Origin of the sequence: Rhizobium terricola (assembly GCF_012927355.1) — a bacterium.
GTDB classification, from domain to species: Bacteria; Pseudomonadota; Alphaproteobacteria; order Rhizobiales; family Rhizobiaceae; genus Allorhizobium; species Allorhizobium terricola.
In genome coordinates, this window is record NZ_JABBGK010000003.1 from 349,009 (window position 1) to 369,804 (window position 20,796).

Annotated in this window: 21 protein-coding genes; 14 read left to right on the forward strand and 7 right to left on the reverse strand. The window is 62.5% G+C overall.

Going from position 1 to position 20,796, the window contains the following annotated elements; genetic code table 11:
- Window positions 1–4: 4 nt before the first annotated feature.
- Window positions 5–160, reverse strand: a complete 156-nt coding sequence (locus HHL25_RS16620; RefSeq protein WP_115670414.1) for a DUF3309 family protein — start codon at window positions 158–160, stop codon at window positions 5–7.
- The gene (locus HHL25_RS16625) at window positions 90–1,169 is read right to left on the reverse strand and encodes an alpha/beta fold hydrolase (protein WP_169593628.1); all 1,080 of its coding nucleotides are present in this window, start codon (window positions 1,167–1,169) and stop codon (window positions 90–92) included. The genes HHL25_RS16620 and HHL25_RS16625 overlap by 71 nt, the downstream gene beginning before the upstream one ends.
- A gap of 408 nt (window positions 1,170–1,577) precedes the next feature.
- Between HHL25_RS16625 and HHL25_RS16630 the strand changes: the two genes are divergently transcribed.
- From HHL25_RS16630 to HHL25_RS16650, 5 genes are all read left to right on the forward strand, one after another.
- Window positions 1,578–4,610: a helicase-related protein gene (locus tag HHL25_RS16630; RefSeq protein ID WP_169594040.1), complete on the forward strand. Its 3,033-nt coding sequence runs from the start codon at window positions 1,578–1,580 to the stop codon at window positions 4,608–4,610.
- Window position 4,611: 1 nt separating this feature from the next.
- Complete coding sequence (locus HHL25_RS16635; protein ID WP_169593630.1) at window positions 4,612–5,025, forward strand: RNA-binding S4 domain-containing protein; 414 nt, start codon at window positions 4,612–4,614, stop codon at window positions 5,023–5,025.
- Between the two features lie 194 nt (window positions 5,026–5,219).
- Window positions 5,220–5,558, forward strand: a complete 339-nt coding sequence (gene fdxA / locus HHL25_RS16640; protein WP_169593632.1) for a ferredoxin FdxA — start codon at window positions 5,220–5,222, stop codon at window positions 5,556–5,558.
- 388 nt (window positions 5,559–5,946) lie between these two features.
- Entirely contained in the window at window positions 5,947–6,516 is a 570-nt protein-coding gene (locus tag HHL25_RS16645; protein WP_169593634.1) for a CarD family transcriptional regulator, read from the forward strand.
- 255 nt (window positions 6,517–6,771) lie between these two features.
- On the forward strand, window positions 6,772–7,938 hold the full coding sequence (locus tag HHL25_RS16650) for a polysaccharide biosynthesis/export family protein (protein WP_169593636.1): 1,167 nt from the start codon (window positions 6,772–6,774) through the stop codon (window positions 7,936–7,938).
- A gap of 128 nt (window positions 7,939–8,066) precedes the next feature.
- Here HHL25_RS16650 and HHL25_RS16655 read toward each other — a convergent pair whose 3' ends face one another.
- The 3 genes from HHL25_RS16655 to HHL25_RS16665 form a co-directional block, all read right to left on the reverse strand.
- Entirely contained in the window at window positions 8,067–8,810 is a 744-nt protein-coding gene (locus HHL25_RS16655) for a Bax inhibitor-1/YccA family protein (protein WP_169593638.1), read from the reverse strand.
- Between the two features lie 191 nt (window positions 8,811–9,001).
- Complete coding sequence (locus tag HHL25_RS16660; protein ID WP_169593640.1) at window positions 9,002–11,548, reverse strand: ABC transporter permease; 2,547 nt, start codon at window positions 11,546–11,548, stop codon at window positions 9,002–9,004.
- Window positions 11,545–12,258 (reverse strand): ABC transporter ATP-binding protein, encoded by a 714-nt coding sequence (locus tag HHL25_RS16665; RefSeq protein ID WP_169593643.1) that lies wholly within the window; start codon window positions 12,256–12,258, stop codon window positions 11,545–11,547. The genes HHL25_RS16660 and HHL25_RS16665 overlap by 4 nt, the downstream gene beginning before the upstream one ends.
- Before the next feature lie 80 nt (window positions 12,259–12,338).
- On the opposite strand from HHL25_RS16665, the gene HHL25_RS16670 reads away from it, so the two are divergent.
- Together HHL25_RS16670 and thpR are read left to right on the forward strand one after the other, a co-directional pair.
- A complete protein-coding gene (locus HHL25_RS16670; RefSeq protein WP_169593645.1) occupies window positions 12,339–12,980 on the forward strand; it encodes an arylesterase in 642 nt (213 codons plus the stop codon).
- A 72-nt stretch (window positions 12,981–13,052) separates the two neighbouring features.
- Entirely contained in the window at window positions 13,053–13,640 is a 588-nt protein-coding gene (thpR, locus tag HHL25_RS16675; protein ID WP_169593648.1) for an RNA 2',3'-cyclic phosphodiesterase, read from the forward strand.
- Here the strand turns inward: thpR and HHL25_RS16680 are convergent.
- A complete protein-coding gene (locus HHL25_RS16680; RefSeq protein WP_169593650.1) occupies window positions 13,553–14,053 on the reverse strand; it encodes a low molecular weight protein-tyrosine-phosphatase in 501 nt (166 codons plus the stop codon). The two genes, thpR and HHL25_RS16680, sit on opposite strands and share 88 nt — an antisense overlap.
- A 32-nt stretch (window positions 14,054–14,085) precedes the next feature.
- On the opposite strand from HHL25_RS16680, the gene HHL25_RS16685 reads away from it, so the two are divergent.
- From HHL25_RS16685 to HHL25_RS16715, 7 genes are all read left to right on the forward strand, one after another.
- Window positions 14,086–14,388: a 4a-hydroxytetrahydrobiopterin dehydratase gene (locus HHL25_RS16685; RefSeq protein ID WP_169593652.1), complete on the forward strand. Its 303-nt coding sequence runs from the start codon at window positions 14,086–14,088 to the stop codon at window positions 14,386–14,388.
- Between the two features lie 57 nt (window positions 14,389–14,445).
- The gene (locus tag HHL25_RS16690; protein WP_169593655.1) at window positions 14,446–14,832 is read left to right on the forward strand and encodes a YkvA family protein; all 387 of its coding nucleotides are present in this window, start codon (window positions 14,446–14,448) and stop codon (window positions 14,830–14,832) included.
- A 349-nt stretch (window positions 14,833–15,181) separates the two neighbouring features.
- Window positions 15,182–15,685 carry an invasion associated locus B family protein gene (locus HHL25_RS16695; protein WP_169593658.1) on the forward strand — a complete coding sequence of 168 codons (504 nt, stop codon included), beginning with the start codon at window positions 15,182–15,184 and terminating at the stop codon, window positions 15,683–15,685.
- 252 nt (window positions 15,686–15,937) lie between these two features.
- Window positions 15,938–17,164 carry a 23S rRNA (adenine(2503)-C(2))-methyltransferase RlmN gene (rlmN, locus tag HHL25_RS16700; protein WP_205927904.1) on the forward strand — a complete coding sequence of 409 codons (1,227 nt, stop codon included), beginning with the start codon at window positions 15,938–15,940 and terminating at the stop codon, window positions 17,162–17,164.
- A gap of 128 nt (window positions 17,165–17,292) precedes the next feature.
- Window positions 17,293–18,246 carry an ABC transporter substrate-binding protein gene (locus tag HHL25_RS16705; RefSeq protein WP_169593662.1) on the forward strand — a complete coding sequence of 318 codons (954 nt, stop codon included), beginning with the start codon at window positions 17,293–17,295 and terminating at the stop codon, window positions 18,244–18,246.
- 100 nt (window positions 18,247–18,346) lie between these two features.
- Window positions 18,347–19,228 (forward strand): ABC transporter permease, encoded by an 882-nt coding sequence (locus tag HHL25_RS16710; protein WP_169593665.1) that lies wholly within the window; start codon window positions 18,347–18,349, stop codon window positions 19,226–19,228.
- A complete protein-coding gene (locus tag HHL25_RS16715; RefSeq protein WP_169593667.1) occupies window positions 19,225–20,019 on the forward strand; it encodes an ABC transporter ATP-binding protein in 795 nt (264 codons plus the stop codon). Before HHL25_RS16710 ends, HHL25_RS16715 begins: the two co-directional genes overlap by 4 nt.
- A 75-nt stretch (window positions 20,020–20,094) precedes the next feature.
- Here the strand turns inward: HHL25_RS16715 and HHL25_RS16720 are convergent, their stop codons facing one another.
- Complete coding sequence (locus HHL25_RS16720; protein WP_169593670.1) at window positions 20,095–20,736, reverse strand: LysE family translocator; 642 nt, start codon at window positions 20,734–20,736, stop codon at window positions 20,095–20,097.
- Between the last annotated feature and the right edge of the window lie 60 nt (window positions 20,737–20,796).

The following is a 20,796-nucleotide window of genomic DNA, read 5'->3' on the forward strand; positions in this document are numbered from 1 at the left end:
ACGCTCAGATCCGGCCCATGAGCAGCAGGATGACAAGAATAAGCACGACAAGCCCGAGGCCGCCGGACGGTCCATAGCCCCAGTTTCGGCTATAGCCCCAATTGGGCAGGGCGCCGATCAGCAACAGGATGACGATGACGATGAGAATTGTACTCAACATGGTGGCCCTCTCGATTGGTAAATTCGAATTCCGGTTTGCGTGATGCCTCAACGTCGGGCGCCGAGGTTTGTTCCATCGATGCCAGGCTCATTGTTCCGAGGTCGATGTCTTCTCCTGAGAGAAGAGGCTCGAAGTAACGAGACCAGCGGTCAATCAGGGCTGCGGCCGATGTCGCAGACGGGTCGATGAAGCTGCCGATGATCTTGTTCATTCGGTGCCTCTGTTCGACCATGACAAGATGACCGCAATCTCCGAACAGCACGGTCTGTGCCCTGGGCAGCAACTTCGACAGGCGCAACTGGTGGGAGGGAGGCACGATCGCGTCATGAACGCCGATCAGGTTAAGGACCGGGATCGAGATCTTCGGCAGGTCGGCGAGGATCGAGGTGCCCGACATGAATTGCACGCAGGCCGCAACGTCCTCCGGCCGTGTCTGCAGGAGGTGACCGCGGACCATTTCCATCGCGGCGGCGGCGCGATCATCCTCCCAGGGGCAGGACTTGTCGTAGACGCATTCTATCGAGCCCCAGCGAAACTGTTCGCTCGTCGAGATCCAACGCTTGAAGAAATGGCGGAACACATAAGGGCCAACCCGCGGGATCCGGAGTAAACGGGCCGCAAATCGCTCCTTCCCCTCGAAGCGGCCGCAGGCGAAGCCACCGAGGAGGACGACCGAGCGCACGAGATCCGGGCGGCGGACGGCAAGAAGGAGGGAGAGAAATCCGCCGGTCGAATGACCGATCAGGTCGACTTGCTCGCCGCCAAAATCTCGGCCAATTGCGTCTGCCATCGCATCCACGACCGCTTCCGGCGAGATGACCGCTCCTGGAACCGGCAGGTTCCACGGATGATGCCCGGGAAGGGGATAGGCTACGGCTCTGCCCTCGCGGGTGATTTCCGGGGCAAAGACCTTCCAGAACGCGGGTGCCATGACCATGCCGTGGATCAGAACGAAGTTCCGTCCAGGCTTGTTGCTGATCCATTCTGCAGGTGGCGGCGGGAGTGTCATCTTGGTCAACCTCGGCCCGGACAACGCGCCGTGAAGGCTTTCTGTTCCCCTTGTCCGAACCGTTTTTGCCACATCTCGGAATCATCTCGACAAGCCGTTGATCCGATTCAGCATTTTGTGGCCGACTCCGTGTTTCGCGTCGACATGTAGCCGTGAACAAATCCTGAATCACGAGGAGTCAGCGATTCGTCGCCGATTCGTTCGCAAACTGTTCCACGGTCCGACGGGACCAGTATTCCGGCATCTTTTCCGCTGAAACCTGGGGTCTGTAGCCGTCGAATACGCTCCGTAATGCCCGAGTGGCTTGCCTTTGGCGGCAATCGTCGCCATGTGTGGGGCGAGATCGCCGGTCGCCCTTCTTGATCGACGGTCCGTTGCAGCGCGGAGCGGTAATTGAATTCGCAACCCATGATCCTGAGCGGCCGCGGTGTCACTGCTGTGCTGGGGCCGACCAATACGGGTAAGACCCATTTCGCCATCGAGCGCATGGTCGCGCATGGCTCCGGGATCATTGGCCTGCCGCTTCGCCTGCTTGCACGCGAGGTCTATCAGCGGGTCGTGGAACGGGTGGGGGCGTCACAGGTGGCGCTCGTTACCGGCGAGGAGAAGATCGCTCCTGCCGGCGCGCGCTTTTCCGTCTGCACGGTGGAGGCCATGCCGCGAGAGACGAAGGCGGCCTTCGTGGCGATCGACGAGATCCAGCTTGCCGGAGACCTCGAGCGGGGCCATATCTTCACGGATCGCCTGCTTCACCTGCGTGGCCGCGATGAGACGTTGCTGCTCGGCTCGGCAACCATGAAGCCGATCCTGCAACAGGTTCTTCCCGGAATCACGATCGTGGAGCGTCCACGGCTGTCGCAGCTGTTCTACGCGGGCCAGAAGAAGATTACCCGGTTGCCCCAGAGAACGGCGATCGTCGCCTTTTCCGCGGACGAGGTCTATGCGATTGCCGAACTGATCCGTCGCCAGCGGGGTGGTGCTGCCGTGGTTCTGGGCGCGCTCAGCCCGCGGACCCGCAACGCGCAGGTCGGCCTCTATCAGGCGGGCGATGTCGAGTATCTGGTGGCGACCGATGCGATCGGCATGGGCCTCAACCTCGATGTCGATCACGTGGCCTTCGCCCAGGACCGCAAGTTCGACGGCTATCAGTTCCGCAACCTCAACCCCGGGGAGCTCGGACAGGTCGCCGGCCGTGCCGGGCGTCACCTGAAGGACGGAACCTTCGGCGTCACCGGCCGGGTCGATCCTTTCGACAACGAGCTGGTCGAGCGGCTGGAAAGCCATCAGTTCGATACCGTCAAAGTTCTGCAATGGCGAACGGCGAAATTCGATTTCTCGTCGATCGGCGCGCTGCAGCGCAGTCTCGAGGCCGCGCCGCGCGTCGAGGGGCTGACCCGCGCCTTGCCGGCCATCGACCAGCAGGCGCTCGATTTCCTGGCGCGCTATCCCGAAGTGACCGATCTGGCGAATACACCGGAAAGAGTCGAGAAGCTGTGGGAAGCCTGTGCGCTTCCCGACTATCGGCGCATCACGCCGGCCCAGCATGCGGACCTGATCCAGAGCCTGTTCTTCGACCTCGTCCGCCATGGTGCGGTCAACGAAGACTTCATGGCCGAGCAGGTTCGCCGTGCCGACCGGACCGACGGCGAAATCGATACCTTGTCGGCACGGATTGCCCAAATCCGCACATGGACTTATGTATCGAACCGGCCAGGTTGGCTTGCCGATCCGACACACTGGCAAGAAAAGACGCGGGAAATCGAAGACCGATTGTCCGATGCGCTACATGATAGGTTGACGAAACGCTTTGTTGATCGCAGGACATCTGTGCTCATGAAGCGCTTGAGAGAGAATGCGATGTTGGAAGCTGAAATCAGTGTGAACGGCGATGTCTTCGTGGAAGGACATCCCATGGGACAACTCGCCGGTTTCCGGTTCACGCCCATATCCGGTACGGAGGGTCCCGATGCCAAGGCCGTTGAGGCAGCTGCGCACAAGGCGCTCGCGCTGGAGTTCGAGGCGCGGGCGGCACGTCTGCACGCTTCGGGCAACAACGACCTTGCCATCAGCGCAGACGGTCTGGTGCGCTGGCTCGGCGATCCCGTCGCACGCCTCACGGGCAGCGATCACATGCTGCATCCGCGCGTCATCCTGCTGGCTGACGAACAGCTGACCGGCAATGCGCGCGATCATGTCGTCGCTCGTATCGAACGCTTCGTGAATCACCACATCTCGACGGTCCTGAAGCCGCTTGATGATCTTTCGCGCGCCGAAGACCTCCAGGGTCTCGCCAAGGGCCTGGCGTTCCAGCTTGTCGAGAACCTCGGTGTACTCTTCCGTCGCGATGTCTCCGACGACGTGAAGTCGCTCGACCAGGACGCGCGCGCCTCGATGCGCCGCTATGGCGTGCGCTTCGGTGCCTACCACATCTTCATGCCGGCGCTCTTGAAGCCGGCGCCGGCCGAGCTCATCACGCTCCTCTGGGCGCTGAAGAACGACGGCCTCGACAAGGCGGGTTACGGGGACCTGATCCCGGTTCTTGCCGCCGGTCGTACCTCCGTGGTCACCGATGCGGGCTACGAGCGCATGTTCTACAAACTGGCGGGGTTCCGTTTCCTCGGCAAGCGTGCGGTGCGCATCGACATCCTCGAGCGCCTTGCGGACCTTATCCGTCCGCTGCTGCAGTGGAAGCCGGGTGCGACGACGCGGCCGGACGGTGCCTATGACGGCCGTCGCTTCACCACCACCACCGCCATGCTGTCGATCCTCGGCGCCACGCCGGACGACATGGAAGAAATCCTGAAGGGCCTCGGTTACCGCGCAGACAGCGTAACGGCCGAAGAGGCCGAAGCGTTTCTTGCGTCGCAGACGGCATCTTCCGTCGTGCCGGGTGAAGAAAAGCCGGACGAGGATGCCGACGCGGCTGCTGAGCATGCGGACGTCGATGCAGGCACCGAAGAGGCGACTGAAGCCGCTCAGCCGGTTGTCGAAGCGGTTGCCGATGCTGCTGCCGTCGAAGCGGCTTCCGCGGAGGAAGCTGCCGTTCCCGCCGAGCCGAAGCCGGTCCTCCTGTGGCGCCCCGGTGGCCGCAGCGACAACCAGCGTGGTGCGCGCCCGGCGGGAGACCGTCAGCGCCATGGCGGCAATCGCGGCCCGAACCGCGGTGCGACCGAAGGCCAGGCCGAGGGTCGGCGCGATGAGCGCCGTCGTGACGGCGAAGGCGGCAAGGGACGCGACCGGGACAGCGGACGTGGCGGGTTCGGCCAGAAGGGCGACCGTCAGGAGCGTGGTGATCGCAAGGATCGCGGTCCGCGTCCGGACCGCGACGCAAAGTCGCAGCCCGCGCGCTTCGAGGCTAAGCCGCCGCGCAAGGAGAAGCCGGTCGATCCGGATTCGCCCTTCGCCAAGCTCGCTGCGCTCAAGGAACAGATGAAGAAGTGAGATGGACGGGAAGAAGCCACAAAGCGGTTCGCGCCAGCGTATCGACAAGTGGCTCTTCTTCGCGCGCATCCTGAAAACGCGCACGCTGGCCCAGGAACGCGTTTCCGCCGGTCACGTGCGGGTCAACGGCCAAGTTGTCCGCCAACCCAGCCATCTTGTCGGTCCAGGCGACCGTCTGGAGGTCGCCCTTGAGCGGCGTGACCTCATTCTCGTGGTCACAAATGCCGGCGAGCGGCGCGGGCCGTATGAAGAGGCGCGGCTCCTCTATGAAGACCTGACGCCTCCGCCGAGCGAGGCGGAGCGCTTCGGACCTCTCGAGCAGGCGACGCGCCTGCCCGGTGCGGGGAGGCCGACGAAGAAGGAGCGTCGTGCCATTGATCGCCTCCAGCCCGGCGAACCATGGTCGGACGATTAGAAAAACTCTCGGCATTCTCGGCTATTTTCAGGATCGTTTATCCTTGCTATAGGCCGGATAACACAGTAGCTGACGTCCCTGTCCAGCCGCACCTCGCGTCGGTCCATCAATCACTCGGTTTGTGGTCCTGACCATTCGCCCGCGAGGCAGGCTCGAACGTCGCCTGCGCCGAAACGAGATCCTGGAGTGCCCGCATGACTTATATAGTCACCGACAACTGTATCCGCTGCAAGTACACCGATTGCGTCGAGGTCTGCCCGGTCGATTGTTTCTACGAAGGCGAGAATTTCCTCGTCATCCATCCCGACGAATGCATCGATTGTGGCGTCTGCGAACCGGAATGTCCGGCCGAGGCGATCAAGCCGGATACTGAGCCGGGCCTCGACAAATGGCTGCAGATCAATACAGAATATGCGAAGATCTGGCCGAACATCACGGTCAAGCGGGATCCGCTGCCGGAAGCCAAGGAAATGGACGGCGTCGAAGGCAAGTACGAATTGTACTTTTCCACGAAGCCGGGTTCCGGCGATTGAGCGTCATCGGGCTGCCGCGGCGTGGCCGCGGCCACCGTCTGGCCTGAATCATCTCGAATCACGCCTCATTGGGGCGTGACAAGCCCCTTTGTGGCGCCGCAGCAGTAAAATATTGATTTCCTCAGATTTTTGTGATAGGGTCACAAGACTGTTCCACTTCGCGGCATTTGGTGTGCCCTGAACCATCACGAAAGCAAACTCATCGTTCAACGCTGTTACCGTGGCACTGCGACTTCGTCTGTCGCGTTGCTGTTGCGACGATAGGGATGTTTTGCGTGGCGGGCCGGACCAGCATGGAGTGACCCGACGGTTTCCCCCGTCTCATCCGGGCCTGACCGACCCGGCACCGGCGTGATGCCGGGAGCATAACAGGGAGTTTTTGAAACGAATGACGACCCAGCAGAAAAAATCCCCGACGCGCCAGGGCTTCAAGACCGGCGAGTCGATCGTTTACCCGGCACATGGTGTCGGTATCATCACGGCAATCGAAGAGCAAGAAGTCGCCGGCATGAAGCTCGAGCTTTTCGTGATCGACTTCGAGAAGGACAAGATGCGTCTCAAGGTGCCGGTCGGCAAGGCCGTCAGCATCGGCATGCGCAAGCTCTCCGAAACGGATTTCGTCGAACGCGCCCTCAAGGTCGTCCAGGGCAAGGCACGCGTGAAGCGCACCATGTGGTCGCGCCGTGCGCAGGAGTATGATGCGAAGATCAATTCCGGCGATCTGATCTCGATCGCGGAAGTCGTTCGCGACCTGTATCGTGCAGAAAACCAGCCTGAGCAGTCCTATTCCGAGCGTCAGCTTTATGAAGCCGCCCTCGATCGCATGGCGCGCGAAATCGCTGCCGTGAACAAGATGTCCGAAACCGAGGCTGTTCGCCTGGTGGAGGTCAATCTGGCCAAGGGCCCGAAGCGCGGCAAGGGCATCGAGGAAGACGACACCCAGGAAGAGGCCGCGTAAGCGTCCTTCCGCATTGGTGGTTCTTAGAAAGCCTCCGGTCGAAAGATCGGGGGCTTTTTTCATGATTGGACGGCGGATGGCGAACCGCTATGCGGGGCATGCGGTGGTTCCGCCACGATCGAGTTCTTCGAGACGCCTTTCGCGGCTGAGTACTCCATTTGGTGAAAATTCTACCTCTGGATGTTGCGTGTTGTTTCGTGCTACAAAACTTATAGGGGAATTATTTTAAATCCGGTTGTGTTGGGGAATACGGATTTGAAACGCTTTGTCACCGTCGCCTTGTGCATTTTTGTCGTTGGTTGCAAGGCGGTTCCTGGAGCAGGTCCCCTCGCGTCAGATATCAATGACCGGGCCGGCAGGCCGGCGGAGGAGGCCGAGCGCGGCCATCGAACGGTCTTCGAGATTGTCGACGTCGATGCGAAGACGGCGCGAACCGTCTCCGATTTTTCGATCGGCATGCTCCAGCGGCGTTTCGGCATCGGCGGTGCGGTTCGTAGTGCCGTGATCGGGATCGGCGACCGGCTCGTCGTGACGATCTTCGAGGCGGGATCGGACGGGCTCTTCTCGACGCAGGATTCCAAAAAGACCGAGATCGAGGTGACGGTTCAGCCGGATGGCAAGGCCGCGGTCCCTTATGTGGGGCAGGTCCGCTTCGCCGGCCGAACACTCGAACAGGCTCGGCAGGCCATACTGGCCGAGCTGGTGAACAAGGCGGTCGAGCCGGACGTCATCGTCAGCAGCGCGGCAACATCATCACGGAACGTCACGGTGTCGGGTGCAGTCGGCAAACCTTCGATGGTTTCGCTCGGCCTCTCCGGTGAAACGATCATGGAAGTGATCGCCATGGCCGGCGGCCCGACGAAGGCACCCTATGAATCCTATGTCACGCTGGCCCGTGGTCGCAGAACCGGCACCGTCCTTTTGCAGTCGATCGTCGAGAACCCGTCGGAAAATATCCATGTCGAGCCGAAGGACCAGGTCTTCGTCACCCATGATCCGCGGACTTTCACCGCCCTCGGCGAGGTGTGGAAGAACGACCGGATCCCCTTTGGTTCGAACGACGTCAACCTCCTGGAGGCGATCGCGCTGGCGGGCGGCGGGGCGGATGAGCGGATCGATGCGCGGGGCTATTTCGTCTTCCGCTACGAGGAGCCGGAGATCGTCGCGGACCTGTTGACGCCGGAACGTTTCCACGAACTCCAGGCGAACGGCCTCAGGCCAGACAAGGACGGCCGTTACCCGATCGTCTACCGGTTCGACATGTCGGCCGCCGACAGCCTCATCACGGGGCAACGCTTTCCGATCAAGAACCGCGACGTGGTTTATGCGTCGCGCCATCCGGCGGTCGATATCGCGAAGTTTGTCCGGCTGGTGGCCGCACCCCTCCACGCGGCCCGGGCAACGCAGCAACTGATCGACTGAGGCGGCGCCGGCGGCGCCGCGAAGCCGCGAGGCGACAGAAAGGTTTCAACAAAAAACCCGCCGTCTCCGGCGGGTTCTTCGTTTCGCGAAGAAGGCGAATGACCGTCTTCGCGATGGTCTGGATCCTGTTAGTCGCGGTTTCCGAGGAAGCGCAGGAGGAACAGGAAGAGGTTGATGAAGTCGAGGTAGAGCTGCAGGGCGCCCATGATGGCCTTGCGGCCGGCGACGTCTGCGCCATCGGCTTCGTAGTAGGATTCCTTGATGTTCTGCGTGTCATAGGCGGTCAGGCCGGCGAACAGCAGGACGCCGATGACGGAAATTGCGAATTCAAGCGCGGACGACGCCAGGAAGATGTTGACGAGCGAGGCGATGATCAGGCCGAAGAGGCCCATGATCAGGAACGAACCCATCGCCGACAGGTCACGCTTCGTGGTGTAGCCGTAGAGCGAAAGGGCACCGAACGACGCTGCCGTCACGAAGAAGGTCTGGACGATGCTCGCGCCCGTATAGACCATGAAGATGGACGAAAGCGACAGGCCCATCAGCGCGGCATAGACCCAGAAGGTCGTTTGCGCGGCAGAGACGCTCATCGAGTGAATCCGGAAGCTCATGAAGAACACCAAGGCGACCGGAGCGAAGATGACAACCCACTTCAGCGGGCTCAGATAGATCGCCTGGCCGAATGCCGTCAGCTGACCGTCGCTGATCGCCATCTGTGCGGTGACGAACGCGGCAATACCGGTGATCGCCAAGCCGAGCGCCATCAGGTTGTAAACCTTCAGCATATAGGCGCGCAGGCCTTCATCGATCATCGTCGCCGACTGGGCGTTACCCTGGCCCATGCGACTCTGGTAGTTGCGAAGTTCAGACATTGTTTCCTCTTTTCAAGCTCCGGAATGGTTACGGTGTCGGGTTTCATACCCAGGCGCCGCTGCGGAGCTCCAGCATGCCTTGCTCCAATATGAGGTTTCCGGGCCTGCGGGACAAGACCTGCACACCTCAAAATGCCGTTATCACGGCCGGCGGGCCGATGCCCGGCGTTGGTGGATCGTTGCCGGTGCCGTCAGAGCTCGCGAAGGACGGGGGCAGCCTTCTGTCCAAGGATGCGCCAGGTACCCGTCAAGCCGATGCCGATGGTCGTGACGAGGGCGATCGCGATGGTGGCGATCGCGACGTCGGGCAGGAAGCTGGAGGGAAGCCGCATGATCTGGCTCAGCACGTACCAGGCGACGGCGCCGCCGGCCAGCAAGGCAAAGCAGGCGGTCGCGGCGCCGAGCAGGAAGTACTCATAGGTGAAGGCGCGGATCAGCATCGAGCGTGTCGCACCCAGCGTCTTCAGGACCACCGCGTCATGCGTGCGGGCGCGATTGCCGGCCGCCAGCGCGCCAGAGAGGACGAGTATGGAGGCGATCAGGGCTATGGCGGCGGCGGCGCGGATGGCGGTCGCCAGCTGACCGACGAGCCGGTCCACCACGTCAAGCGCATCCTTGACGCGCACACTGGTGATCGTCGGAAAGGCCTGGGTGAGGGCCCTGAGGACAGCCGCTTCGTCCGCGCCGGTCGCTTTGGGGTCGGTGAGGGTCGCGAGCCAGGCATGGGGTGCGCCGGCAAAAGTGTTCGGCGAGAAGACCATGACGAAGTTGATCGAAAGGCTCTCCCACTCGACCTTGCGGAAATTGGCGATCTTCGCGGTGATGTTGCGTCCGAGCACGTTGACGGTGACCGTGTCGCCGATCTTGAGGCCGAGTTCGCGGGCTTCTTCCGACGAGAAGGAAACAAGCGGTTCGCCGGCATAACCGGGCTCCCACCACTTGCCTTCGACGATCGAGGCATTCTCCGGCACGTTTTCGGAATAGGTGATGCCGCGGTCGCCGCGCAGCACCCAGCGGCCTTCGGGCGGGACGTCCATCTTGGTCACGTCGTTGCCGTTGAAGGCCAGGATCCGGCCGCGCAGCATGGGAACTTCAACGAGGCTGCCCTCCGGCGCCTTGTCCTTTACAACGGCGCGGAAGCCGTCGATCTCCGCCTTCTGGATATCGATGAAGAAGAAGTTGGGTGCGCGCTCGGGCAGGTTGCCGGTGAGTTCGCGCCGGAGATTTCCGTCAATCAGGGCGAGGGCGACCAATAGGCTGAGGCCAAGCCCCAGCGACAGGGTGACGGCCGGCGTCAGGGCGCCTGGACGGTGGATGTTGCCGATCGCCAGTCTGAGAGCCGCCGATGGCGGGTGCGGCACGCGTCGTGCCACGTAGGCAATCAGCATCGCGACCAGGCGCAGGAGCAGGAAGCCTGCAGCCATCGCCACCAGGAAGATGGTCGCGATTCGGCGCTCCTCGGCGGTGACGATGGCAAGAGCGGCGAGGGCAGATAGCGCAATCGCGGTCGCGGCGACATAGGGCCAGGCGGGCAGGCCGCGCGGCTCGAAACCCTGTTCGCGAAAGAGGGCTGTTGCCGGAACCTGGCGTGAATGACCGAGCGGCAGGATGGCGAAGGCAAGCGTCACCAGCATGCCGAAGACGGCGGCCAGCAGCAGGGCTCCGGGATAAAGCGTCGGTTCGGTCGAGATCGGCAGGAAGCCGGCCAAGTAATAGGCGGCGACCAGCGGTGCGATCGCGCCGAGCACGAGGCCCGCGACGATGCCGATCGAGGCGACGATGGCGATCTGGAAAAGATAAACCATGACCACGACGGAGGCCGGGGCGCCGAGGCATTTCAGGGTGGCGATCACCGTGCGCTTCGAATCGAGAAAGGCGCGCACCGCGTTGGCAACGCCCACGCCGCCGACGACGAGGGCCGTCAGTCCGACAAGCGTCAGGAACTGGGAGAAGCGTTCGATGTTCTCGGTGAGCGAAGGAGCCGCACGATCGCTCGTGCGGATCGACCATCCGGCATTCGGCAACTCGTTCTGCGCCCTCTGCCGGATCGCCTCGGCCGTGGGCGCGGGGTCGGCAAGGCGGATCTTGTAGGCATGTTCGACTAGGCTGCCGGTGTCGACAAGGCCGCTCGCCTTCAGTGCGTCTCGGCTCGTCAGGAGGCGCGGGGCAAAGCCGAAGCCGTCGGAAATCGCGTCCGGCTCGTTGACGATCGTGCCGGTGATGATGAAGCGTGCCTTGCCGATCAGGATCTCGCCACCGACAGCCAGGCCGAGGCGTTCGAGCAGGAGCGGCGCGGCGATCGCGCCATAACGGGGGCCGTCCGGTGCGACGAGGTCGACGAGCGGCCGGTCCGGTTCCGCCTTGAACGTTCCGTAGAGCGGGTAGGCGCCGTCTACGGCCTTCACCTCGACCAATGACTGGTCCGCCCCGTCGGGAAGACGCGCCATCGAGCGGAGCACGGTGGAGGCCGAGACCTTTCCGAGCCCCTCAAGGAAGCTTAGCTCGGCCGGTCCCGCCTCGCGATTGGTGAGTTCGAAGCGCACGTCACCGGCCAGCAGGGTGCGGCCCTCCGAGGCGATCGAGCCGGTGATCGCGGTCGCGACCGAGTTCACCGCGGCGATGGCCGCCGTGCCGAGCGCAATGCAGGCGAGGAAGATGTAGAAGCCCTTGAGGCCGCCGCGCAGTTCGCGAAGGGCAATGCGAAAGGCGATCGACAGTCGGGTGGGAAGGGTTCTCATGCCGGCTGGTTTTCCGGATGGCGCGCGCTCGCGGTGGCGTCTGCGGCGATCCGGCCGGAGGCGACGCGCACCTGGCGCGAGCAGCGGGAGGCGAGTGCCAAATCATGAGTGACCAGCACCAGCGTCATGCCGCGTTCTGCCTGCTGGGCGAACAGCAGATCGGCGATCTGCCGCCCGGTCTCGCTGTCGAGGTTGCCGGTCGGCTCGTCCGCGATCAGCACGGCCGGCGACGGGGCGAGGGCGCGGGCGATCGCGACGCGCTGCTGTTCACCGCCCGAAAGCTGGCCGGGATAGTGGCGCAGGCGCTCGCCGAGCCCCACCGCTTCAAGTTCTTTGCGGGCGATGTCGAAGGGGTTGCGGACATTGGCCAGTTCGAGCGGAATCGCGACGTTTTCCAGCGCCGTCATGTTGGCAATCAGGTGGAAGGACTGGAAGACGATGCCGATGTTCTTGCCGCGGAAATCGGCGAGCGCGTCTTCGCCGAGCCGGTGCAACGGGGCGCCGTTGACATGGATTTCGCCACTGTCGAGCCTTTCCAGTCCGGCAAGCACCATCAGCAGCGTCGATTTGCCCGAACCGGAGGGACCGACGATGCCCACCGCCTCGCCCTGGGCAATTTCCAGGTCGATGTCCTTCAGCACGTGGACGGATGCGGCCGCATTGCCGAGCGTCAGATCGGCCCTCTTCAGTTCGATGATGGTTTTTCTCACGCGCCCTCGCCCTATATAGATACGCGAAGAAACCTTCACGCGCCGCGACTTGCGGCACCCGCCAATTTAGGAAAGGCCCCATGAGATTTAAAGCAGCCCTGCTTCATTTCGCCGTGATCGTCGGCGGGCTTCTCGGTGCCGTGCCAGTCGCGACCGCCGAGCCGTTGCAACTGGTCGGCTTCGGCGACAGCCTGATGGCGGGCTACCAGCTGCCGCCGGACGATGCGCTGCCGGTCAAGCTCCAGAAGGCGCTCATTGCGGAAGGCGTTGACGTCGTCATCACCAATGCCGGCGTGTCTGGCGATACGACGACGAGTGGGCTGGCGCGTGTCGACTGGTCGGTGCCTGACGGAACGGACGGGGTGATCCTCGAACTCGGCGCCAACGACGCCCTGCGGGGCATAGCGCCCGAGGAAACGCGAAAGAACCTCGAAGCCATCCTCGACCGGCTGAAGGCGCGCGGGATCCCTGTGTTGATCCTAGGCATGCTGGCGCCGCCGAACATGGGGGGAGATTATGGTGATCGCTTCAACCCGATCTACCCGGAGCTTGCGGCGAAATACGCGCTGCCCTTCCATCCTTTCGTGCTCGACGGGGTGGTCACGCATCCGGATCTTCAGCTGGAGGATGGAATGCATCCGAATGCGAAGGGGGTCGATGTGATGGTGGAGCGCATGCTTCCGGTTGTACGGGGCTTCGTGAAAACCATCGGGGATCGCTGAAATATTAGCTTGCACGGCTGAGCGTTGCGTGATTCGCTGTGTGCATATGCAAAAAGATTCGGGGAGCTCGCGATGCCGAGATTATTCACTGCCCTCGAAATTCCGCGTAGCGCGGCTTTGAGCCTCTCCCTTTTGCGCGGCGGTATCCCCGGAGCACGATGGATCGATGTGGAGAACTACCACATCACCCTGCGTTTCATCGGAGACGTCGACGGCCGGACCGCCGACGAGATCGTCGATCGACTGGACCGCATCGACCGTCCCGAGTTCAATCTCAGCCTGTCGGGCATCGGGTCCTTCGGTTCGAAGAAACCCCATTCGATCTGGGCCGGGGTCACACCGACCCCGGAAATGTATGCGCTCCAGGCGGAGATCGAACGGATCTGCCAGCGCATCGGCTTGCCGTCCGATCCGCGCAAATTCATGCCTCATGTGACGCTGGCGCGGCTCAAGTCCTGCCGCGTCGACGACGTGGTGCACTATCTCGCCGGTCGTGGCGACTTCCATACATCGCCGTTCACAGTCACCCGCTTCGTGCTTTTGTCATCCAAGGAGTCGGTGGGCGGCGGCCCTTACCTCACCGAAGAGGTGTTCCCGCTCCACGAGCCGCTTTCTAGCTTCTCGACAAGGGACGTGCAGCCGGCAAAGAGCATGGTGTAGACGGCCTGAAAGCCGTCGATCCCACCGTAATAGGGATCCGGGACGTCGGCTTCCGTGCCTGTCGCGAATGCCGAGAATGAGGCCAGCCGGGCCGTCGTGTCCGGCGGCGCCATTTTTTCGAGGTTGCGCAGATTGTCGTGATCCATCGCGAGGATCAGCCCAAAGCGCCTGAAGTCCTCGGGAGCCACGCGTCGGGCACGCAGGCCTGCAATGTCGATGCCGTTCATTCGTGCGACCTCAATCGACCGCCGGTCGGGCGCATGGCCGATGTGCCAGCCGCCGGTGCCGGCGGAGTCGGTCGGATAGCGTTCCTCCTGGCCACCAAGTGCGGTCAGGTGGCGGAATATGCCTTCGGCCAGCGGCGAGCGGCAGATGTTGCCGAGGCAGACGAACAGGACGGGGAACGGGGACATCGGTGGGTTCCGCAGGAAGGAGCGCTGACGCCATGAAATACGAGAAACTCGACAAGGCCGCAATTGCTGACCGGTTGCAGACCGCATCCGGCTGGACGTTGTCGGAGGACGGTTCGGCCATTGCCCGGCATTTCGTCTTCACCGACTTCGGCGAGGCCTTTGCGTTCATGACCCGCTCGGCGCTGGCTGCCGAACGTTTGGACCACCATCCGGAATGGTCGAATGTCTATCGGCATGTGGATGTGAAGCTAACCACCCATGCGGCCCAGGGATTGACTGATCTGGATTTCCGTCTCGCGGCGGCGATGGACCGTGCGGCGGGCGGGCGTGATTGATTTCATCCTCGCGATCACCATATTTTGATCGGGTCCAAACACGAGGGTCGAAAGACGATGGACGATATCAAGATCGGCGAAATCCTCTTGCCGGGTGACGAAGAGACGCAGAAACGCCAGGAGACCAATGTCCGGGCAAAATTCTGGCCGACCATGAAAAAGGCGATGCGGCAGGTTCCGTTTTCGCGCGATGTCATTGCCGCCTTCTATTGTGCCACCGATCGACAGACGCCGCTGCGCGTGCGCGGAGTGTTGCTGGCTGCCCTCGGCTACTTCGTCCTGCCGCTGGATGCGGTCCCCGACATGTTCGCGCTGATCGGCTTCACCGACGATATCGCCGTGCTCACCACCGCAATCGCGCTGATCAACGGGCATATCAAGGACCGACATTACGAATCGGCAGACAGAATGCTCGCCGATGCGCCCGAGGAGGGTGCGGCCTGACGACGACGGCAGGCCGGCGACGAAACAGCGCATCCGTCGTGATTGAGGCGGCGATCGATGCTTGCCTTCTCTTCCCTAGCGGAAAAGAGGTCCAGGGAAATCTCCTCAAGCCCAACTCTCGCCAGATTTCTTCATTTTAGATCATTTTTCATGGGGAGGCTGCTCTTGGTCGCATTGATGTCGCGAAACAAGGCGTGTTTTTCCCGCGGAATATGGTTTGCGACCCGGAATCGTCTCGCTGTTGACGGTTTGGTAACGTAAATTAAGTCATACTGAATCAAGTTTTGACGATGGAATGTCCGGCTTACCTCGGCCGGGCGGTGGATGGACAAGCAACCGGCAGGAAGACATGTTCGTAAGAAGTAGCGTAACCGCAGTGGCAATCATTCTCGCAAGCAGCGCTCTGGCTGCAGCGCAGTCGCCCACGCGTATCGAGCAGTTCAAGGCATGGGGCGCCTATTCCTACAAGTCGAACGGGGGGACTGTCTGCTATGTCCTGTCCGTGCCGACGGCCAAGGAGCCGCCGGCAGTCAATCACGGGGATATTTTCTTCGTCGTGTCGCAGCGTCCCGGCCAGAACATCTCCTACGAACCGCAGGCGATGATGGGTTATCCGCTCAAAGAGGCTTCGAAGGTCAATGTCACGATCGACGCCAAGAATTTCGTGATGTTCGTGAAGGATACCTCGGCCTGGGTCGAGAACGCGGCTGAAGAGCCGGCGCTCGTCGCGGCCATGAAGACGGGCTCGTCGATGACGGTCAAGGCGACCTCGGCGCGCGGCACCGGCACGTCCTACAGCTACTCGCTGTCGGGTATTTCGGCGGCGCTCAAGAAGATCGAGAACTGCAAGTAGGATCCACGACGATCCGGATTTTCGAAGAGGTCGGCATTTGCCGGCCTCTTTGCGTTTCCGGCGGTAGCCGCGGTGAACCATATTCGGCGTGACGAATGCCGAAAAAACTGCTAGAGCGCCGGAAAAGCCGGAAAATGCGTCCTTCAGCATGGGTTCCGGCGCGATTTCTAGGTTCATGCCGGTCGGGTGCCGTCGTCGCGTCAGCGGCGATCGGGGTGCGTTTGATCGAAGAGGTGTATGCGAATGGCTGTCATGGAAAGTGTGATGGGGCGTGAGACTGTCCGCGGCGCGCCGGCCGGCGCGACCATCGCGGAGAAGCCGACGCTGATCGGTGCCGATCGCGAGGAGCTTGGCGCGATGCTCAGGGAAAAGGGCGTTCCCGAGCGGCAGATCAAGATGCGCGTCAGCCAGCTGTGGAACTGGCTCTATGTCCGTGGCGTCTCGGACTTCGACGCCATGGCGAATGTCTCGAAGGACATGCGCGAAATGCTGAAGGGCAATTTCAGCATTGCCCGGCCCGAGATCGTCGAGGAGCAGGTGTCGAACGACGGCACCCGCAAGTGGCTGCTGCGTTATCCGCCACGCGGAGCGGGCCGCCCCGTAGAAGTCGAAACCGTGTACATCCCCGAGGAAGGCCGCGGCACGCTTTGCATTTCGAGCCAGGTCGGCTGTTCGCTGACCTGCTCGTTCTGCCATACCGGCACGCAACGGCTGGTGCGCAACCTGACGGCCGAGGAAATCCTTTCCCAGCTGCTTCTGGCCCGCGACCGGCTTGGCGACTTTCCCGACCGTGACGTGCCGCAGGGCGCGATGATCCCGTCGAGCGACCGCAAGATCACCAACATCGTGATGATGGGCATGGGCGAGCCGCTCTACAATTTCGAGGAAGTGAAGAAGGCGCTGCTGATCGCGTCGGACGGCGACGGCCTGTCGCTGTCGAAGCGCCGCATCACCCTTTCGACCTCGGGCGTCGTACCGGAAATCTACCGGACCGGCGAAGAGATCGGCGTCATGCTGGCAATCTCGCTGCATGCGGTTCGTGACGAACTGCGTGATATGCTTGTGCCGATCAACAAGAAGTATCCGCTCAAGGAACTCATCGAGGCCTGCCGCGCCTATCCGGGCCTTTCAAACGCACGCCGCATCACGTTCGAATATGTGATGCTGAAGGATGTCAACGACAGCCTTGAGGACGCCAAGGGGCTCATCCAGCTGTTGAAGGGCGTGCCGGCCAAGATCAACCTCATCCCGTTCAATCCGTGGCCGGGCACCAACTACCAGTGCTCGGACTGGGAGCAGATAGAGAAGTTCGCCGACTTCATCAACCAGGCCGGCTATGCTTCGCCGATCCGCACGCCGCGTGGCCGTGACATTCTCGCTGCCTGCGGCCAGCTGAAGTCGGAATCGGAGCGCATGCGCAAGACCGAGCGCCTGGCATTCGAGGCCATGATGATTGCCAATCACGGCGAGGACGACTGAGGAAACCGGGTCGCGGGTGCGACAATCCATCACGAGAAATCATCGTCCCCATCGGGGTGGGCGAATTGATTTCAAGCGACCGCTTACCTAAGACGATCGACGGCATACCCAACAATTGGAGGCATTCAATGCGCGCCACGCTACTCGCACTTTTCGCTGCTACCGCCCTCATCCTGCCGGCCAAGGCCGAAGAGGTCACCGTCGCCGTCACCGCCATTGTCGAACACCCGGCCCTCGATGCCGCCCGTGACGGCGTCAAGGAAGCGCTTGCGGCCGCTGGTTTCAAGGAAGGCGAAAACCTGAAGTTCGTTTACGAGTCCGCCCAGGGCAATCCGGGCACGGCTGCGCAGATCGCGCGTCAGTTTGTCGGCGATGCACCGAATGTCATCGTCCCGATTTCGACTCCGTCTGCCCAGGCCGTCGTTTCCGCGACGCGCGACATTCCGATCGTCTTCACGGCCGTTTCCGACCCGCTCGGTGCCGAGCTCGTCAAGGACATGCAGAAGCCGGGCGGCAATGTCACCGGCCTTTCCGATATGTCTCCGGTCGCCGACCACGTCGCGCTGATCAAGGAGATCACGCCGAACGCCAAGTCGATCGGCTTCATCTACAACACTGCCGAAGCCAATTCGGTCTCGACGCTCGCGGCCCTCAAGGCTGAAGCCGAGAAGGCCGGCCTTTCGGTCGTTGAATCGGTCGCCACCAAGTCGGCTGAGGTTCAGGGTGCTGCCCGTGCGCTCGTCGGCCGCGCCGACGTGATCTACGTCCCGACCGACAACACGATCGTGTCGGCGTTCGAAGCGGCCGTCGGCGTCGCCGAAGAAGCGAAGATCCCGCTCTATGCTGGTGACACGGATTCGGTGAACCGCGGTGCCCTTGCCGCACTCGGCTTCAACTATTTCGATGTCGGCAAGCAGACCGGCGAGATCGTCGCGCGTGTGCTCAAGGGCGAAAAGCCGGGTGACATCCCGGTCACGGTCGCCGCCGGCACCGACCTCGTGATCAACAAGAAGGCTGCGGCCAAGATGGGCGTAACCTTCCCCGAAAGCATCACCAGCCGCGCCACTAAGACCATCGAGTAACTTTCGACAACCGGGGCCGTGTTTTGCGCGGCCCCGCCAACTGCCTGCGTATCACGCCGCGGCGAAACGGCGGTGCGTGGCGTACAAGGACTTTTCCACCGTGAGCCAAATCGCCTTCTGGGGTGCCGTTGAGCTGGGTCTGGTCTTCGCCTTCGTGGCGATCGGCGTCTATCTCGCGTTTCGCGTGCTCGACTTTCCCGACCTGACCGTCGACGGATCCTTTCCGCTCGGTGCTGCCGTCGCCGCCGTTCTCATCATTGCCGGGCTGAACGCCTGGGTCGCCACAGGCATTGCCATGCTGGCCGGCTCGGCCGCGGGCCTTGTCACGGCGGTTCTCAATGTCCGCTTCCGCATCCTGAACCTGCTCGCCTCGATCCTGACGATGATCGCGCTGTTTTCGGTTAACCTCAGGGTGATGGGAAAGCCGAACGTGGCGCTGCTCAACCAGGACACGATGCTGACCCCTTTCTACGGCCAGGGAGTTCCCGAGTATCTCGTGCGGCCTATGTTCGTCTTTCTGCTGGTGGCCGCGGTCGTCTTCCTCGTCTGGCGCTTCCTTGAAAGCGATGCAGGCCTTGCGATGCGGGCAACCGGTGCCAACGCGCGCATGGCGCGCGCGCAGGGCGTGCAGACCGACAACCAGATCTATCTCGGCATTGCGCTTTCCAACGCGCTGGTCGCCCTCGGCGGCGCGCTTTTCGCCCAGACCAACGGTTTTGCCGATGTCACCTCCGGCGTCGGCACCATCGTCGTCGGCCTGGCCGCGGTCATCATCGGCGAAACGCTGTTCGGCAAGCGCGGCCTGCTGATCGCGCTCATCGGCTGTGTCTTCGGCTCGATCGCCTATCGCCTTGCAATCCAGCTGGCGCTGTCGAGCGACGTGCTTGGGCTCAAGGCCTCTGATCTCAACTTCGTGACCGCCGTGCTGGTCGCGGTCGCGCTCGTCCTTCCGAGGCTGCGCCGTGGAGGAGCTTCCTCATGATTTCGCTCGAGAACATCGAAGTCGTCTTCGGCCGTGGAACGCCGCTGCAGAAGCAGGCGCTGAAGAACGTCAACCTGGCCATCGAGACCGGCTCGTTCGTGACCGTGATCGGTTCCAACGGGGCCGGCAAGTCGACCCTGCTCGGCGTGCTTGCGGGTGACGTCTTGCCGACCTCGGGCCGGGTCTCGATCGGGGCTGCCGACGTCTCGCGCAAGGCCACCGCGACGCGGGCCGGGCTCGTCGCCCGCGTCTTCCAGGATCCGCTTGCCGGAAGCTGTGGCGCGTTGTCCATCGAAGAGAACCTTGCGCTCGCCTCGCAGCGCGGCAAGCGCCGCGGGCTTGCTTCAGCGCTCGGCGGTTCCCGCCGCGGCGAGTTCCGCGATCGTATCGCCTCGCTCAACCTCGGCCTTGAAAATCGCATGGCCGACCGTATGGACCTCCTGTCCGGTGGCCAGCGCCAGGCCGTGTCTCTGGTGATGGCAACGCTCGCCGGTTCCGACGTGCTGCTGCTCGATGAACATACGGCAGCGCTCGACCCGGGCATGGCGGAATTCATCATGGGGCTCACCCAGTCGATCGTCTCCGAACGCAAGCTGACGACGCTGATGGTCACCCATTCAATGCGTCAGGCGCTCGACTACGGCAGCCGGACGATCATGTTGCATGGCGGCGAGATCGTGCTGGATGTTGCAGGGGACAATCGGAAGGACCTGCAGGTCGAAGACCTGATCGACATGTTCCGCCGCATCCGCGGCCAGACGCTCGACGACGACGAGCTGCTGATCGGCTGATCGCGCCGAGTGGAGAACGCGATAAAGGCGCCGGCCCCGTCAGGGTCAGGCGCCTTTATCGTTTGTGCAGAAAGGTCAGCGAGCCTGGGTGAAGAGGATCTTGACCGCAAAGATCGAGAAGACGCCGGCGAAGGTGTAGTCGATGGCGCGCAGAACCTTCCGGTTCGCCTGCAGCCAGGAGGACAGGACGTCTGCCAAGAAGATGATAGCAAGGCCGATCGGCAGCGACAGGATGATCGACCAGATGCCGAGGAAGATCAGCTTGCCGGTGACGTGCGGGTCGCTGGCGCTGACGAATTGAGGCAGGAAGGTCATGAAGAAGATGATGACCTTGGGGTTGAGCAGATTGACCCACAGGCCGTTGAGGAAGGCCTTGGAGGCGGAAGCCTGACGCTGCCCCTCGGCCTTGATCACGAAGTTCGAGCCGTGGCGGATCGCCTGGATGGCGAGCCAGAGCAGGTAGCCGGCGCCCCCGGTCTTCAGGACCAGGAAGGCGGTCGGCGAGGCGACGATCAGTGCCGAGATGCCGAAGGCGACCAGCATCGTATGGATCGAAATGCCGAAGCTCGTGCCCGCCAGCACCATGAGGCCGCTTCCACGGCCGTCGCGCAACGAGCGGCTGATCCAGAGCGTCATGTCCGGTCCCGGGGTGATTGCGAGCAGAAGGATTGCGAGGCTGAAGGCAAGGAAGGTGGGCAGGCTCGGAATGAATTCCATGGATCGGTTCCACACTAGAAAGAAGCCCGGCACGGGCGATTTTTTCGCATCCTCCATACC

Coding starts and splice junctions, on each gene's coding strand:
- HHL25_RS16635 (WP_169593630.1), top strand. CDS start 4,612: ATGGACGGGAAGAAGCCACAAAGCGGTTCGCGCCAGCGTATCGACAAG.
- fdxA (WP_169593632.1), top strand. CDS start 5,220: ATGACTTATATAGTCACCGACAACTGTATCCGCTGCAAGTACACCGAT.
- HHL25_RS16685 (WP_169593652.1), top strand. CDS start 14,086: ATGAAATACGAGAAACTCGACAAGGCCGCAATTGCTGACCGGTTGCAG.
- HHL25_RS16620 (WP_115670414.1), bottom strand. CDS start 160: ATGTTGAGTACAATTCTCATCGTCATCGTCATCCTGTTGCTGATCGGC.
- HHL25_RS16630 (WP_169594040.1), top strand. CDS start 1,578: ATGATCCTGAGCGGCCGCGGTGTCACTGCTGTGCTGGGGCCGACCAAT.
- HHL25_RS16715 (WP_169593667.1), top strand. CDS start 19,225: ATGATTTCGCTCGAGAACATCGAAGTCGTCTTCGGCCGTGGAACGCCG.
- thpR (WP_169593648.1), top strand. CDS start 13,053: ATGCCGAGATTATTCACTGCCCTCGAAATTCCGCGTAGCGCGGCTTTG.
- HHL25_RS16655 (WP_169593638.1), bottom strand. CDS start 8,810: ATGTCTGAACTTCGCAACTACCAGAGTCGCATGGGCCAGGGTAACGCC.
- HHL25_RS16680 (WP_169593650.1), bottom strand. CDS start 14,053: ATGTCCCCGTTCCCCGTCCTGTTCGTCTGCCTCGGCAACATCTGCCGC.
- HHL25_RS16705 (WP_169593662.1), top strand. CDS start 17,293: ATGCGCGCCACGCTACTCGCACTTTTCGCTGCTACCGCCCTCATCCTG.
- HHL25_RS16645 (WP_169593634.1), top strand. CDS start 5,947: ATGACGACCCAGCAGAAAAAATCCCCGACGCGCCAGGGCTTCAAGACC.
- HHL25_RS16625 (WP_169593628.1), bottom strand. CDS start 1,169: ATGACACTCCCGCCGCCACCTGCAGAATGGATCAGCAACAAGCCTGGA.
- HHL25_RS16695 (WP_169593658.1), top strand. CDS start 15,182: ATGTTCGTAAGAAGTAGCGTAACCGCAGTGGCAATCATTCTCGCAAGC.
- HHL25_RS16660 (WP_169593640.1), bottom strand. CDS start 11,548: ATGAGAACCCTTCCCACCCGACTGTCGATCGCCTTTCGCATTGCCCTT.
- HHL25_RS16720 (WP_169593670.1), bottom strand. CDS start 20,736: ATGGAATTCATTCCGAGCCTGCCCACCTTCCTTGCCTTCAGCCTCGCA.
- HHL25_RS16690 (WP_169593655.1), top strand. CDS start 14,446: ATGGACGATATCAAGATCGGCGAAATCCTCTTGCCGGGTGACGAAGAG.
- HHL25_RS16670 (WP_169593645.1), top strand. CDS start 12,339: ATGAGATTTAAAGCAGCCCTGCTTCATTTCGCCGTGATCGTCGGCGGG.
- rlmN (WP_205927904.1), top strand. CDS start 15,938: ATGGAAAGTGTGATGGGGCGTGAGACTGTCCGCGGCGCGCCGGCCGGC.